Here is a 15103-nt window from a genome sequence, read left to right as displayed (position 1 = left end):
GGGTCAGCGGGCCACGCGGAAGAACCCCTCGGCGATCAGCCCGCGCAGCACGTCGGGGGTGCGGGCGCGTAGCTCGGCCGGGTCCTGGCCGGTCAGCTCCGCGATCGCGTCGAGCAGGGGGCCCACGGGCATCGTCCCGTCGCACACCCCCGCCAGCGCGGCCTCCACGGTGCCCACCTGGGCGACTCGGTGCAGGCCGTCGCTCTGCCGCAGCAGGATGCGTTCGGGGTCGGGGGCGCCCGGCACCCCGATCCGCTCCTCCTTCACGCCGGGGGCGAGGGCGAGGTGGGCCGACAGCAGGGCGGCGTCGGTGAGGCGGTGCGAGGTCATCGCCCCGTCCACCACGTCGGGCAGGTAGCCGCCGACGGGGCGTTCGATCTCGTGGCGCAGCTCCTCGATCCGGACCGCGGCGTCCTGGGCGACGTCGTTGCGCAGGCAGATCCAGCCGAAGCCGATGCCCTTGATGCCCTCGCGCTCGAAGTAGTCCAGCCAGGCGTCGTAGCGGCGGGTGTACTCGGGGGTGCCGTGCTCGCAGGAGTCGCGCAGCCACAGTTCGACGTACTCGGCCGGGTCCTGGACGTCGCGTTGGACCACCCAGCCGGAGCATCCCGTGCCGGTGACCCATTCGCCCACCCGGTCGCGCCAGTCCTCGCCGTCCACGTGCAGCCAGTTCGCGAGGAGCTGGCACCAGCCCCCGTCGGTGAGGTGGGCGGGGGCGTTGCGGACGATCTCGGCGCACACCGCGTCACCGGCCATCCCCGACTCGCGGTAGGTGTAGCGGGCGGAGCCGGGGGTGACCACGAACGGAGGGTTGGAGACGATCAGGTCGAACCGCTCCTCGGCGACCGGCTCGTACAGCGACCCCTCGCGGGTGCGGACGTTGGAGACCCCCGACAGCGCGCAGCTCATCTCGGCCATCCGCAGCGCGCGGGGGTTGAGGTCGGTGGCCCAGACCTCTCCGGCGCGGCCGGACAGGTGCAGTGACTGCACGCCGCATCCCGTGCCGATGTCGAGCGCGCGCTCCACCGGGCCGTCCACCAGGAGTTCGGACAGCGTCATGGAGGCGCCGCCGGCTCCCACGACGTGGTCGGGGCGGGGCTGTCCGTGGCCGGGGCGGACCGTCAGGTCGGAGACGACGTAGCCGGGCCGTCCCCCGTCGAGCTCCCACGGGCCCAGGTGCACCCGCGCCCGGACCGTGCCGCCCGAGACCGCCAGCAGGCCGACGTCGGCGAGTTCGGGGACCGGCAGGATGGCGCGGGCGGCCTCCTCCGCGACGGGTTCCTGAAGCCACCACAGCCGCAGCAGCACGCCGAGGCGCTCCTCGCCGCCGGTGGCGCGCAGCGCGGGGACGAGCTGCTCGCGGGCGAGGGCGCGGGCGGCCGTGCTCCCGAGTCGGTCGCGCACGCCGGACACGGTGTAGTCGGCGTCGATCAGGATCTGACGCAGTCGCTCGGCGAGCCGGGGCGAGAGAGGGCGAAGCGAATCAGGCACTAGCCCATTATCAAGGACATATACCGGAAAGGATCCCGGCTCAGGGGGCTGCGTCCGAGGTCGTTCCGGACGGGCCGGCCCCCTCGGCCGGCGCCGCGGAGGCGGGGGGCTTGGATCCGGCGTTCCTGCGGGCGGCGTGCCGCTGTTCGGCCTCGGCGCGTTTGCGCAGGAGGCGGGGGATGTAGAAGTAGGCGAAGACGCCGAGGGCGATCCCGGTCACGCACACCCAGATCCACCAGCGGGACTCGAGGGGCAGGCGGTCGCCCATGGCCAGGAGGACCACGAGCGCGACCGTCCAACCGATCGACCCCAAGGCGGTGGGGACGCGGTAGTCGAACTCGAGGACCTCGGGGTCGGGGCGGCGGGGTTTGCGCACGGTTTCAGGCTAGACGATCGTCCGTCCCCCGAGGCCCGGCGCGGGCGGCGATCCCCGGGTGGACTTGGATGATCCTCCAAAGAGGAAAGCCTCACAAGCGTCCTGACTTGGAGAAAGATGCAATTAACCTGTCTTAGTACCGTAACTCGGACATGTCAGGCTTAAGCGAGTGAAGCAACCGCCCGTTCCCCCGTCCACGACCTCCTCACCGTCCACGCAGCGCGGCCTCAAGGGCCGTCTGGACGGTTACTTCCAGATCTCCGCGCGTGGCTCCGACTTCGGCCGCGAGACGCGTGGCGGCCTGGCGATGTTCTTCGCCATGGCCTACATCGTCGTCCTCAACCCGTTGATCATCGGTACCGCCGTCGACGGTGAGGGCGCGCTGGTCGGCGGCGCCGAAGACGTCTCGGTCGCCATCCCGATGGTGGCCGCCGTCACCTCCCTGGTCGCCGGCGTCATGACGATCCTCATGGGCATCGTCGGCCGCTACCCGCTCGGTCTGGCGGCCGGCATGGGGCTCAACGCCACCCTCGCCGTCACCATCGCCCCCGACATGACCTGGGCCGACGCGATGGGTCTGGTCGTCATCGAGGGGCTCATCCTGCTGGTCCTCGTGCTGACCGGGTTCCGCACCGCCGTGTTCCGGGCCATCCCGGCCGGGCTGAAGACCGCGATCGCGGTCGGCCTGGGCCTGTTCCTGACCCTGGTCGGATTCGTCAACGCCGGGTTCATCCGCCGGGTCCCCGACGCGGCCAACAGCACCGTCCCGGTCCAGCTCGGCGGCCCCGGTGGGCTCGCCGGCTGGCCGCTCCTGGTGTTCGTCGTCGGTCTGTTCCTGACGATCGTGCTCCTGGTCCGCAAGGTCAAGGGCGCGATGCTGATCGGCATCATCGCCGCGACCGTGCTGGCGATCGTGGTCGAGGCGGTCGCCTCGATCGGCCCCTCCGCCGGGGGTGAGGACGGCCCCAACCCGACGGGCTGGTCGCTCAACGTGCCCGAGCTCTCGGGGTCCGTCATCGGCATCCCCGACTTCGGCCTCATCGGCGAGTTCAACCTGCTGGGCGGTTTCCGGGAGGTCGGGATCGTCGCGGCGCTCCTGCTGGTCTTCACGCTCCTGCTGGCGGACTTCTTCGACACGATGGGCACGATGGTCGGCGTCGCCGGCCAGGCCGGCCTGCTCACCAAGGACGGCGACCTGCCCGGCGCCCGCAACGTCCTGGTCGTCGACTCGCTGGCCGCCGCCGCGGGCGGCGCGGCGTCGGCCTCCTCGGCGACGGTCTACGCGGAGTCCGCGGCGGCCGCCGGCGAGGGCGCGCGCACGGGCTTCGCCTCGGTGATCGCGGGCGTGCTGTTCCTCATCGCCACGTTGTTCTCGCCGCTGGTCAACCTGGTGCCGTTCGAGGCCGCCACGCCGGTCCTCATCGTCGTGGGCTTCCTGATGATGACCCAGGTCACCAGGATCGACTTCTCCGACTACAGCATCGCGATCCCCGCGTTCCTGACGATCGTCGTCATGCCGTTCTCGTACTCGATCGCCCACGGTATCGGGGCCGGGTTCGTCAGCTACACGATCATCAAGGTCGCTCAGGGGCGGTTCAAGGAGATCCACCCCCTGATGTGGATCGTCGCGGTCGCCTTCCTCGTCTTCTTCTGCATGGGACCGATCGAGGCGGCCCTGGGTATGGCCTGATCCGGCCCGCGCCGCGCTACAGTGCCCTGTCCGCTATTTGGACGGGGCACTTCGCGTATCCGTGGCCTGCTGTGACGGGAGCCATGGACCTGGGTGTCACACGTCGTGAAATGCGGCACCGCGAGATACTGTTAGCAAAAGTAATGAGTTCTGCTAATGAAGCATCCCACCGTATCCCAGCAGACCAGGACCGACGCCGGTCTGGCCGCGGTGCTGCGCGTCGCCGTGGGCAGGCTCGCCAGGAGACTCCGCGCACAGCGGCCCGACGCCTCGCTCTCCCTGGGGCAGACCGCCGTGCTGTTCACGCTCGCCCGGCACGGGCAGATGACGCCACGGGCGCTCGCCGACCACGAGAAGGTGCAGCCGCCGTCGATGACGAGGATCATCGCGGCGCTGGAGGAACGGGAGCTGGTGCACCGGACGAAGCATCCGGACGACCGGCGCCAGCAGCTCGTCGAGCTGACCGAGGAGGGGATCCGCCTGGTGCGCGCCGATCGCAGGCGCCGGGAGGCGTGGCTGACCCAGCGTCTCGGCGAGCTGACCCCCGACGAGAAGGCGACGTTGCGCAAGGCCGCGGAGATCCTGGACCGGCTGAGTCAGTCCTGACGACGGGAGACGGCGGGGAAACCGACGAACCGGGAGGAATCACGGCCGCCGCGACCCCATCTCGAGACCGCACGACCCGACTCCACACCGACTCCGCCACCGGCCCCACCCCCGACGCCGAGGGCACGATCGCCCCCGCCTCCGAGGCGACCCCCGATGACGCCCCGGCCCCCGCCGGCCCCCTCGAGGAGGAGCCCACGGCACCGGCCGGATCTTCCCGGACCGCGTCGAAAAGCCGCGGTCCGGCGATGTTCCGGTCGTTGACCATCCGCAACTACCGTCTCTTCGCCATCGGCCAGGTCGTCTCCAACACGGGGACCTGGATGCAGCGGATCGCCCAGGACTGGCTGGTCCTCCAGCTCAGCGGGGGCAGCGGCATGGCGCTCGGCCTGACCACGGCGTTGCAGTTCCTGCCGATGCTGCTGTTCGGCCTGTGGGGCGGCACGCTCGTGGACCGGATGAACAAACGCCGCCTGCTCATCGCCACCCAGGCCGCCATGGGCGTCCTCGCGCTGATCCTGGGCGTCCTGGCCACCGCGGGGGCGGCGCAGGTGTGGCACGTCTACGTCTTCGCCTTCGCGCTGGGCCTGGTCACGGTCCTCGACAACCCCGCGCGGCAGACCTTCGTGGTGGAGATGGTCGGCCGCACCGACCTGCCCAACGCGATCGCGTTGAACAGCGCCAGCTTCCAGCTCGGCCGGGTCACCGGTCCGGCGATCGCGGGCCTGCTCATCGCCGCGATCGGCAGCGGGCCGGTCTTCCTCATCAACGCCCTGTCGTTCATCGCCGTCCTGGGCGGCCTGTGGCTGATCCGCCCCGGGGAACTGCACGTCACCGAGCCGGTCCCGCGGGCCAAGGGACAGATCAGGGAGGGGCTGCGCTACATCGTGGGCCGCCGCGACCTGCTGCTGCTCCTGGTGATGACCGCCTTCCTCCAGATGTTCGGCGCCAACGTGCAGAACCAGATCGCGTTGATGACCAACAACGTCTACCGCGCCGGTCCCGACGCCTTCGGGGTCGCCGCCGCGGCGATCGCGATCGGCGCCCTGGCCGGCGCGCTCCTCGCCGCCCGCCGCGACCGTCCCCGGCTGCGCACGGTCCTCATCGGCGCGTTCGCGTTCGGCGCGCTGGAGACGCTGTCCGCCGTCGTGCCGGGCTACCTGCCGTTCATCGTGGTCCTGGTCCCCATGGGGATCGCCTTCCTCACGTTCAACACGTCGATGAACGCGCTGTTCCAACTGGGGGTGGACCCCCAGATGCGCGGCCGGGTGATGAGCATGTACATGTTCGTCTTCCTCGGCATGGCCCCGATCGGCGCCCCCATCGTCGGCTTCCTCGCCGACGCCTTCGGCCCGCGCGTCAGCCTGGCCACGGGCGGCGTCGTGACGGTCGTGGTGACCGTGCTGGCCGCGGTCCTGCTGGCCCGCCACCTCGGTGTCACGGTCCGGCCCGCGCGCGGCCGCCCCTTCGTGCGGGTCACGCGCCGTCCGGTCGGCGCGACCGGGCAGGACTGAGCGGGACTGACCCGCGCCGCGCGCTCCCCACGGCCCGCGCGGCGCGGGCCGTGGCCCTACCCTCGAAACCAGGGATCGGGGACAGGGGGAGCGGATGCGGCTGTTCGTGGCGATCGACCCGCCCGGCGCGCTGCTCGAAGAGGTCGGCGCCGCCGTGGCGGCGGCCCGTCCGGGGCCGCGCGGAATCCGGTGGGCCTCCCGGGAGAAGTGGCACGTCACACTGCTGTTCCTCGGTGAGGTGGCCGAGGAGCGGATCGAACCGATCGGCGCCGGACTGGCCGCTGAGGTCGCCCGGCACCCGGCCCCGCTGCTGCGGCTGCGCGGCGCCGGCACCTTTCCCGGCGATCCCGCCCGGGCCCGCGTGCTGTGGGCCGGGGTGGCCGGCGAGACCGCCGCGCTGGCCCGCCTGGCCACGGCCCTGGGGGACACCGCCCGCGACCTCGGCCTGGAGGTCGAGCACCGCCGCTACGTGCCCCACCTCACCCTGGCCCGGGCGAAGGCCCCCACCGACCTGAGCGGCCAGCGCGCCGCCCTCGCCGGGATCGACACCCGGCCGTGGACGGCCACCGAGGTGCGGCTGGTCCACAGCCGTCTGGACGGCGCTCCCCGGTACCAGACCCTTGCCACCTGGCCGTTAGCCTGAGGACGACACCCCACGGCACATCCGCCCACCGCAGAATCGGGATCCGAACATGAGCATGCTCACCAACAATCGCAAGCAGCGCTGGCTGCTGCCCACGGTGCTCGCGGCGATCATGCTCATCGTCGTCATCGGCGCCCTCGTGCAGTAGGCGGTCCCGCTCGCGCGGCCGCGGGTCAGCGTTCGGGCAGTCTGGCCACCGCCAGCGTCACCAGGGCCGCGTTACCGTCGGTCTCGGCGCCGTCGGGGGAGCGCAACGTGTCCTCCAGCCCGATCCGCACGTCCAGCCCCTCGGCGACCGCGGCGTCCAGGAGCGGCCAGGCCGTCTCCTCCGCGCCGTGGAGCATCCTGGGAAGGTCCGCCAGCCCGGCCCGTTCCAGGACCGCCCCGATCCGCGCCGCCTGGTCCAGGGCGCCGCGCACCTCGGGTTCCTCCGGCTCCACCAGCACCGAGGAGAACTCCTCGGCGATACCGCTGGCCACCAGGATGCGGGCCGCGTTGACGTCGCGCAGCCCGGCCTCGACCGGCACCCTGCGGTCGGCGAGCAGCCGCGCCACCTCGATCGCCCCGGGCTCGTGCAGGTTCACCGTCGCCGAGTCCGGCAGCGCGCCCCAGCGTTGCACCAGGTCGAAGCGGCGCCAGGGATCGGGTTCCGCCGTCAGCGCCGTGGTCACGCTGATCGGTACGCCGGGGACGGCCGCGCGCAGCCGTTCCAGCAGCGGTGCCACCACCTGGGGTTCCAGCGACTGTTCGCCGCGGCCGTCGCGGGGGTGGACGTGGATCTCGGTGGCGCCGGCGGCCACGACCGCCTCCGCGTCCGCGGCGACCTGCTCCGCCGAGACCGGAAGAGTGGGGTGGGCTCCGGGGAGCCGATCACCGTTCAGGCAGGCGACTATCCTCATGGCCATCCTCTCGCCTCGGACCCGTTCCTGAAGCGGAACATGCCCACGGGGCGCGGGGCGCAAGCCACGCGACCGCCCTGCTGATGGGGGAAGATGCCGATCATGACGAGGAACGCCGTCGTCCGGGTGCCGTTGGCGATCGCGGTGCTCGCCGCGACGCTCGGCTCCACGCCGCCCCCGGACCCCGACCCCTCCGCCACCGCGGGCCTGCCGGAGGGCTCGGAGCTCGCCTTCCGGCTCTCCGACCCCCGGATCACCGAGTCCAGCGGCCTGACCGCGTCAGGACGCCACGAGGACGTCTACTGGACGCACAACGACAGCGGTGACCAGTACGGGCCGGACGTGTACGCGGTGGACGGGCAGGGGCGGACGGTCGCGACGATCACCCTCGCCGGGGTGGAGGCGCGCGACTGGGAGGCGATCGCGGTGGGGACCGACGACAGCGGGGCGCCCGCGGTCTACGTCGGTGACATCGGGGACAACTTCAACGGCGGCTGGCCCAATGTCCGCGTCCACCGTTTCACCGAACCGGCCCAGCTCACCGACCAGACCGTCGAGGCCACCACCTACACCCTCACCTACGCCGACGGTGGCCGTGACGCCGAGGCGATGATGGTCGATCCGCGCGACGGCCGTCTCTACGTCGTCAGCAAGGAGCTGGCCGGGGGCGTCTACGCGGCACCGCCGGAACTGGACCCGGACGGGGTCAACGAACTCGTCCGGGTCGGCTCGGCACCGTTGTACGCCACGGACGCCACCTTCGCCCCCGACGGATCGCGCTACGCCATCCGCACCTACTGGAACGCCGTCCTCTACGACGCCGAGCCGGGCGTGCCCGGCCGCACGCTCCGCAGCGTCACGCTGCCACGGCTGGACCAGGGCGAGTCGCTGGCGTTCGACGCCGGCGGCACGGCGCTGCTGGCGGGGACCGAGGGCCCCGGCAGCCCGGTGTGGCGGGTGCCGTTGGAGGAGGCCGGTGGGGACACCTCGGTCGGGCCGGCCGAGCCCGAGGCCGCGCGAACCCCCGACGGCGCGGTGGAGGCGACCCCGGACGGCGCGGCGGAGGCGGCCACGGAGGAGGAGCGGGGCGCGGCGGGCGGCATCCTGGCGGGCGCGGCCGTGGCCGCGGTGCTGATCGCGGGGATCGTCCTGCTGGCCCGTCGCGGGTGAGGACGCCTCCCGGTCTGGTCGCGGGCGGTCCCCGCCCCGATCACACCCCGGCGGTCCGGGCCAGGGCGCGGGCGGCCGTGATCTCCTCCTCGGCCGCGTCGCCCAGCCCGCGGTCGAGCAGTTCGTAGGCCGACTCCGTCGAGCGGGCGAACGCCCAGGCGGCGATCCGTTCGGCCGGCTGGCCGAGCACATCGGCCACGAGCGCGAGCCGGGAACGCAGCCTGCGCCCCGGATCCGCGGCCCCCATCGGCGGGTCGATCTGCATGAGCAGCGGCCAGGGGTCGTAGCAGGGATCGCCCGACATCGGCTTGGGGTCGATGGCCAGCCAGGGGGCGCGCCGTGCGCGCAGCACGTTGCCGGGGTTGAAGTCCCCGTGTACGACGACGCGCCGCGCGGCCGTCGCGGGCAGGGTCTCCAACAGTCCGGCGGCGTGTTCGGCGAGCGCCCCGTCCAGCAGGCCGCGGTGGCGGTGCGCGCGTTCCCGGAGCAGGGGCGCCCATTCGGCGGCGACGTCGTCGATCCGTTCGAGTCCCGGTCTCTCGCCGGGGGCGTGTTCCCACAGCGAGCGCAGCGTGGCCGCCCCGGCCGTGAGCGTCTCCTCGGGGCGTCCCCCGGCGTCGCTCAGCGGATCGCCGGGGGCGCACAGTTCGATCAGCAGCGCGCCGCTGTCCTCGTCGGCCCGGTACAGCCGCACCGCGCCCGCGCCGTCCCACAGCCGCAGCCCGGTGGCCTCGCCGCGCGCCTCGCGGTGCGGGAAGGGCACCTTGATGACCGCGCGCCCGCCCTCGGCGGTGGTGACGGGCGCCGTCCACGAACAGCTCCCCCCGTCGAAGGGCCGGTCGGGCCGCAGCCCCCACTCCGCGCACAGCCGTTCCAGCAGGGCGGGCAGTTCCGCGAGCCAGGCCGGCCCGCCCGGCAGCGTCGCGACCGTGGCGCGGACCCTGGCCGGTGGGGGCGCGGGCCGGGGGCGGGGAGGCGTGGGGTCCACCGTTCTACTGCTCCTGGAGGAAGAGCTCACGGGCGAGGTAGGCGTGCCGGGAGTGGTCGGTGAAGACCCCGTCGACCCCCAGTTCGAAGAACGCCTCGTACTCGGCGGCGAACCCGCCGTAGGCCGTGGCGTCCTGCCCCGACCGCAGCGAGGGGGGCAGGAAGGCGTTCTCGCTGCGGAAGGTGTAGGGGTGGACGAGCAGTCCCGCCGCGTGGGCGTCCTCGACGAGGGTCGTCGGCTCGCCGGGCTCGCCGTCCGCGCCCAGGGGGATGATGCGGGTCTTGTCGGGGCCGATCGCGTCGGCGTACTCGGCGATGCGGGCCAGTCCCTCGGGGGTCAGCGCGTCGTCGAACGCCGCCCCGGAGTGGGCGAGCTGCACGAGCGGCACCTCCAGTTCCCGCAGCTTCTTCAGGCTCTCGGGGTCGAAGGACTGGAGGAAGACCGGCACCTCGGGGTCGGGGCCGGCCAGCCCGCTGTCGCGCAGCAGGGCGATGAGCGGGGGTTCCAGCTCCAGCCCGGCCGCGGCGTGGTAGGCCGGGTGCTTGGTCTCGGGGTAGACGCCGATCGGCCGCCCCAGTTCGCCGGTGAGCCTCTTGGCCAACTCGACGATCTCGGCCAGCGTCGGGATCGGGTACTGGCCGTCAAGAGCGGCGTTGTCGGGCCGCACGTCGGGGATCCGTTCGACCGCGCGCAGCCGCGAGATCTCCTCCAACGTGAAGTCCTCGGCGAAGAAGCCGGTGATCTCGCGTCCGTCGATGGTCCGGGTGGTCCGCCGGTCGGCGAACTCCGGGTGCGCGGCGACGTCGGTGGTGTGCCCGATCTCGGGTTCGTGCCGTGCGATGAGGTGGCCGTCCTTCGTGGCCACCAGGTCCACCTCGATGAAGTCGCCGCCGTAGCGCGCCCCCAGTTCGTAGGCGGCCAGGGTGTGTTCGGGCCGGTGACCCGACGCGCCCCGGTGGGAGATGATCTTGATGGGGAGTTCCGGTTTGTTCCTGCGCACAGCCGATCCGTCCGTCCGACCCTTCGGGTCCGTTCTCGCTCCGACGTGAAGGGGCCGGCCCGGGGATGACGTCCCCGGGCCGGCCACCGTGGTCCTGGTTCCCGGGGTCTAGCCCAGGGCGCCGACGACGTGGTCGACGCACTCGGTGAGCGCCTGCACGTCGGCCGGCTCGATCGCGGGGAACATGCCGATCCGCAGCTGGTTGCGGCCGAGCTTGCGGTAGGGCTCGGTGTCGACCACGCCGTTGGCGCGCAGCACCTTGGCGACGGCGGCGGCGTCGACCTCGGCGGAGAAGTCGATGGTGCCCACGACCTGGGAGCGCTGCGCCGGGTCCGCGACGAAGGGGGTGGCGAACGCGGACTTCTCGGCCCAGGTGTAGAGGATGTTGGCGGACTCGGCGGTGCGGCGGGTCGCCCAGTCGAGGCCGCCCTGGGCGTTGAGCCACTCGATCTGCTCGGCGAACAGCAGCAGGGTGGCCACGGCCGGGGTGTTGTAGGTCTGGTCCTTGCGGGAGTTGTCCAGCGCGGTGGGCAGGGAGAAGAACTCCGGGATGTAGCGGTCGCCGCCGGCGATCTCGGCGACCCGCTCCACGGCCTTGGGGGACATGATCGCCACCCACAGGCCGCCGTCGGCCGCGAAGCTCTTCTGCGGGGCGAAGTAGTAGACGTCGGTCTCGGTGATGTCGACCGGCAGGCCGCCGGCGCCGCTGGTGGCGTCGACCAGGACGAGGGCGTCGTCGGCGGCGCCCGCGACACGCCGGATCGGCGCGGCGACACCGGTGGAGGTCTCGTTGTGGGTGAGGGCGTAGACGTCGACGCCTTCTTCGGCGCGGGGTTCGCCGTGGGTGCCGGGGTCGGTGGTGATCACGGTCGGCTCGGCCAGCCACGGGGCGCCCTTGGTGACCTTCGCGAATTTCGAGGAGAACTCGCCGAACGACAGGTGCTGGGACTTCTCCCGGACGAGTCCGTGGGCCGCGATGTCCCAGAAGGCGGTCGTGCCACCGTTTCCGAGGACGACCTCGTACCCCTCGGGCAGGGAGAAGAGGTCGGCGAGACCGGAGCGGACCCGCCCGACGAGGGACTTGACGGGCTTTTGGCGGTGGGAGGTGCCCAAGTAGGTGCTGCCGGAGGAGGCAAGGGCGTTCAGCTGCTCGGGGCGGACCTTGGACGGGCCGCAGCCGAAGCGGCCGTCACCGGGCAGGATGTTCGCGGGAATCTGGATCTCGGTCACTCGGCCAAGCGTACCCGCAGCGCCGGTGGCGACGCAGGTGAGGGGAGGGGGTCGGGGAGGGGGCGCGAGGGCGTGTCGACCCTTTTCCTGCTGTGAACACGTAACAGGGATGATCAAGATGTCGCTTTGTGGCCATAATCGGCTGTCTTCTTTATCTACTCCCCGGGGCGACGCATAATCCGTTAAGGCCGAATTCGATAAGAGAAATCCCTTTTCTGGATAGTCGGAGAACGGCGATCGGACCCACTCGGCGACACCGCACCCCCAGCGGAGACATCCATGAGTCAGACCTCCGGCCACCGGCCCACCCCCCGATCGGGAGCCTCGGCGGCCCCGGTCGCCCCCACGCCGGGCTTCCTGAGGGTCTTCGACGCTCTCAGGAGACGGCCGGCCCCCGAGGAGGTGCGCCGATGGCACCGGGAGGCCCGCAGGCGTGACCGGCGGCGCCCGACCGAACGCCCCGAACCGGCGTCGGCGCCGTGGGGCGGGGAGATCGTGGCGCCCCCGCCGGTGCTGGACCTGGTCGCCGCGGGCTTTCAGGAGGCCCGCGAGGCAACAGACCTGCTGGTGCGGCGCTGCGGCAACCAACCCGTGGCCCGCACCCCCCGAAGCGCCCGCGCGGTCGGCCGCGCGCCGGGACCGGTCTCCACCGACGAGCTGCACCGCCGCCTGGAGGAGATCGCCGACCAGCTGGCGGGCACGGGGGCGGCCGGAGGGGCCACCTTCCTCCAGCGCCACCTGCGCGTGAGCCAGGACCCGCCGCGCCCTCGGCTGCGCCGGTTCCGTTCCCTGGGGCACCTGGTCCGCCTGGACGCCGCCGAGGTCTACCAGAGGCTGCACAACTCCACCTCCGCGCCCGACCCCGTTGGACTGCCCCTGGACCGCCGCGCCCAGATCTACGTCGCCGAGCAGCTTCGGGGAGGTTCGGGCGCCGGCCCCGGCCCGTGGACCGCGGCCCTGCCGCAGGGCTGGTCCGACCGGATCTGGCGGTTCACCGACCTGCTCTACCGGTTCGTCGCCTTCTGCTCCGAACGGCTGACCTTCGGGCGGATGGAGGAGCGGCTGATCGCGCCGATCGGCTTCATCCTCACCACCGTCGCCGCGATCGGCATCCCGGTCCTCGCGCGCGGCGCGGGCACCCTCGACGACGTCATGTCGGTCGTGCTCGCGGTCGTCCTGCTCGTTCCGTACCTGCTGATGCTCCTGCTGCTGGTGCTGCCCTGGCGGCGGTACCGGTGGCTGCGCCGCCAGCCCTACCTGAGGGACGAGGCCATCCAGGCCAAGGGGGCGCGCGCCGGCCACCGCGACATGGGGCTGCACCTCGTCAACGACGTCCAGCGGGGAAGGGCCAGGGAGGCCGTCGAGCGCGGCGCGGCGGCCAGGAAGAAGCGCGCCCCCGACCCGCAGCAGCCCTCGGCACTGCACCTGCTCGCGGTGAACGCGCTGCTGTCGGACCTGGAGGACGTCTACGGTTCCACGCGGCGCCGGCACGGGGTGCTGCCCCGGCGGGGCCGGCACCGCGCCCCGGTCCTCGTCGTCGACTGGTCGGCCGGGGCCGACGCGGTGAGCCTGTACCTGCTGCGGCTGCTGGAACGGGTCCGGCGCGAGCACCGCTTCCCCGACCCGCTCGTCGTCGTGGTGGTGCGCACCTCCAGTTCCGCGCTCCCGCCGGAACTGACGCGCGTGGTGGACGCGCGCGACGCGGCGTCCACGGTGGGAACGCTCCCCGACGAGCTCGGCACCTGGAACGCGACCCGGCAGGCGGTGGGGCGGCTCGGCCCCCGCAGGGTCGTCACGGGACAGGTCACGGCGGGCCCGCGGGCGAAGGAGGCCGTGGCGGCGGCCGACCGGGAACGGGTCGCCACGCCGCTGCTGTGGCTGGGCTCCCTCACCGGTGGGGGAGTACTCGCCGCCGTGCTGGTCTTCGCCCTGTTCTGGCACATGCTGCCGGCCCTCGCCCGCAGCGGGAACCCCTGCGTGCGCGGCTCGGCCTACCGGCCCCCCGATGGCATCGTCGAGGTGGCCGGCGAGTGCGTCGGGATCACCGACGGGTCGTTCGACTTCCACGAGCGGCTGGAGTCGGTCCAACAGCGCATCGCCGAACAGAACGCCGCCGTCGACACCGACAGGCCCTACGTCACGGTCGTCTACTTCGGTGCGCTGACCGTGCGCGACACCCAGGACGAGAACGACCTGCTGGCCGGAACCCACGGCGAGCTGCTCGGGCTCGCCCACGGGCAGCGCTCCTACAACGACGAGTTCCCCCGGCACGGCTACGCGCAGGTGCGCATCCTGCTCGCCAACGCCGGCCAGACCTGGGAGCACGCGCCCAGGGTCGCCGACATGATCGCCGACCGGATCGGGCAGGACCCCACGCTGCTGGTCGCGCTGGGGTTCGGCACCAGCCTCGCCCCGACCCGCGAGGCCATCTCGCGGCTCACCGAGGCGGGGCTGCCCATGGTCGGCACGACGGCGACCTACGACCAGATCAGCCTGCTGGAACCCTTCCGGCACAGCGCCTACTTCTTCCCCATCGCCCCCTCCAACACGCGCATCGCCGAACAGGCCGCCTACTGGGCCCGTTACGGGGCCGGCGCGGGACAGGAGGGCGGACTCGAACCGTCCGGCGACGCGATCGCCATCGCCGACGACTCCACCGGCGAGCTGTACGGGGTGGGGCTGGCGACGACCTTCCTCGCCCGGTTCGAGGCACTGGGCGGGACGATCCCCGATCTGGGGACGCGGCTGCCCAGAGCCGACGGGCAGCTCTCGGAGCGGGGCGTCCTCACCTACGGGGGCCAGGGACAGCCGACCCTGCGCGAGCGCGTCGCCGAGATCTGCGCCGACCCTCCCGACCTCGTCTACTACGCCGGCCGTTCCGACGACTTCGGCGCCTTCTACGCCGACCTGCGCACCCGGGGACGCTGCGTGTCGGGGGTCCGCGTCCTGGCCGGCGACGACGTCAGCAAGTACATCTCCGACAACCTGGGGGAGCTCGCGACCCACGCCGAGGAGTACCCGGTCTACTACACGCCCCTCGCCGCCACGGGCACCTGGGGCGTCCGGGGCGAGCGCGGCGACGCCGGATACTACGAGCAGCTCGGCGCCTTGGAGGAGGAACTGGGGCTGAACGTGGCTTCGGAGGGGCAGGGGCCGACCGAGCGCCCCTCGTGGGCCCACGCCGTCATGGCCTCCGACGGGCTGTTCGTGATCACCGAGGCGGTGCGCCGGACCCAGGAGCGGCAGCGGGTCGGCGACGGCGACAGGTTGGCACCGCCCAGGGACCTGCTGGCGGCGATCACGCAGACGCGCGACATCAGCGGTGTCAGCGGGCTCATCCAGTTCGGGAGCGAGGAGGCGGGGCACTGGTTCGAGGACAAGATGATCCAGCTCGTCCAACCCGGGCCGGGCGGCGGGCAGGTGCCGATCGCCGTGTGCGGCCCGATCGCCGCGGGGGACGAGTTCCAGGGGCCCGGCTGCCAGTAGCCCCGGAAAC

General features: G+C 72.6%; 12 protein-coding genes. 6 read left to right on the top strand and 6 right to left on the bottom strand.

Translation table 11 applies throughout. The features are described 5' to 3' along the window. Positions 1–3 precede the first annotated feature (3 nt). A complete protein-coding gene (locus B5D66_RS05700) occupies positions 4–1491 on the bottom strand; it encodes a DUF7059 domain-containing protein (protein WP_078760583.1) in 1488 nt (495 codons plus the stop codon). Between the two features lie 40 nt (positions 1492–1531). Next, positions 1532–1867: a DUF2530 domain-containing protein gene (locus B5D66_RS05695; protein ID WP_078760582.1), complete on the bottom strand. Its 336-nt coding sequence runs from the start codon at positions 1865–1867 to the stop codon at positions 1532–1534. Positions 1868–2036: 169 nt separating this feature from the next. On the opposite strand from B5D66_RS05695, the gene B5D66_RS05690 reads away from it, so the two are divergent. The 4 genes from B5D66_RS05690 to thpR all read left to right on the top strand — a co-directional run bounded on the left by B5D66_RS05690 (position 2037) and on the right by thpR (position 6320). Then, entirely contained in the window at positions 2037–3557 is a 1521-nt protein-coding gene (locus B5D66_RS05690; RefSeq protein WP_078760581.1) for an NCS2 family permease, read from the top strand. A gap of 156 nt (positions 3558–3713) precedes the next feature. Further along, on the top strand, positions 3714–4163 hold the full coding sequence (locus B5D66_RS05685) for a MarR family winged helix-turn-helix transcriptional regulator (RefSeq protein WP_078760580.1): 450 nt from the start codon (positions 3714–3716) through the stop codon (positions 4161–4163). Between the two features lie 248 nt (positions 4164–4411). After that, positions 4412–5677, top strand: coding sequence for an MFS transporter (locus tag B5D66_RS05680; RefSeq protein ID WP_078760579.1), 1266 nt, complete (start codon positions 4412–4414; stop codon positions 5675–5677). Between the two features lie 94 nt (positions 5678–5771). Beyond that, the gene (thpR, locus tag B5D66_RS05675) at positions 5772–6320 is read left to right on the top strand and encodes an RNA 2',3'-cyclic phosphodiesterase (RefSeq protein WP_078760578.1); all 549 of its coding nucleotides are present in this window, start codon (positions 5772–5774) and stop codon (positions 6318–6320) included. A gap of 173 nt (positions 6321–6493) precedes the next feature. Here thpR and B5D66_RS05670 read toward each other — a convergent pair whose 3' ends face one another. Next, entirely contained in the window at positions 6494–7219 is a 726-nt protein-coding gene (locus B5D66_RS05670) for a 3-keto-5-aminohexanoate cleavage protein (RefSeq protein WP_078760577.1), read from the bottom strand. A gap of 102 nt (positions 7220–7321) precedes the next feature. On the opposite strand from B5D66_RS05670, the gene B5D66_RS05665 reads away from it, so the two are divergent. Then, complete coding sequence (locus B5D66_RS05665; RefSeq protein ID WP_078760938.1) at positions 7322–8389, top strand: hypothetical protein; 1068 nt, start codon at positions 7322–7324, stop codon at positions 8387–8389. Between the two features lie 40 nt (positions 8390–8429). Here B5D66_RS05665 and B5D66_RS05660 read toward each other — a convergent pair whose 3' ends face one another. From B5D66_RS05660 to serC, 3 genes are all read right to left on the bottom strand, one after another. After that, the gene (locus B5D66_RS05660) at positions 8430–9377 is read right to left on the bottom strand and encodes an aminoglycoside phosphotransferase family protein (protein ID WP_159457219.1); all 948 of its coding nucleotides are present in this window, start codon (positions 9375–9377) and stop codon (positions 8430–8432) included. A gap of 4 nt (positions 9378–9381) precedes the next feature. Then, positions 9382–10377 (bottom strand): glycerophosphodiester phosphodiesterase family protein, encoded by a 996-nt coding sequence (locus tag B5D66_RS05655; RefSeq protein WP_078760576.1) that lies wholly within the window; start codon positions 10375–10377, stop codon positions 9382–9384. Positions 10378–10485: 108 nt separating this feature from the next. Next, entirely contained in the window at positions 10486–11607 is a 1122-nt protein-coding gene (gene serC, locus B5D66_RS05650; protein WP_078760575.1) for a phosphoserine transaminase, read from the bottom strand. Between the two features lie 279 nt (positions 11608–11886). On the opposite strand from serC, the gene B5D66_RS05645 reads away from it, so the two are divergent. Beyond that, on the top strand, positions 11887–15093 hold the full coding sequence (locus B5D66_RS05645; RefSeq protein ID WP_078760574.1) for a type 1 periplasmic-binding domain-containing protein: 3207 nt from the start codon (positions 11887–11889) through the stop codon (positions 15091–15093). Positions 15094–15103: the final 10 nt, after the last annotated feature.

The organism is Marinactinospora thermotolerans DSM 45154 (assembly GCF_900167435.1).
Classification (GTDB): domain Bacteria; phylum Actinomycetota; class Actinomycetes; order Streptosporangiales; family Streptosporangiaceae; genus Marinactinospora; species Marinactinospora thermotolerans.
The sequence above is the reverse complement of the archived record's forward strand: the minus strand, read 5'-3'. Positions and strand labels throughout refer to the sequence as shown.

Bases quoted from the DNA above. Each gene is read 5' to 3' on its own strand.
- B5D66_RS05645 (WP_078760574.1), top strand. From the start codon at position 11,887: ATGAGTCAGACCTCCGGCCACCGGCCCACCCCCCGATCGGGAGCCTCG.
- B5D66_RS05680 (WP_078760579.1), top strand. From the start codon at position 4,412: ATGTTCCGGTCGTTGACCATCCGCAACTACCGTCTCTTCGCCATCGGC.
- B5D66_RS05665 (WP_078760938.1), top strand. From the start codon at position 7,322: ATGACGAGGAACGCCGTCGTCCGGGTGCCGTTGGCGATCGCGGTGCTC.
- B5D66_RS05685 (WP_078760580.1), top strand. From the start codon at position 3,714: ATGAAGCATCCCACCGTATCCCAGCAGACCAGGACCGACGCCGGTCTG.
- B5D66_RS05670 (WP_078760577.1), bottom strand. From the start codon at position 7,219: ATGAGGATAGTCGCCTGCCTGAACGGTGATCGGCTCCCCGGAGCCCAC.
- thpR (WP_078760578.1), top strand. From the start codon at position 5,772: ATGCGGCTGTTCGTGGCGATCGACCCGCCCGGCGCGCTGCTCGAAGAG.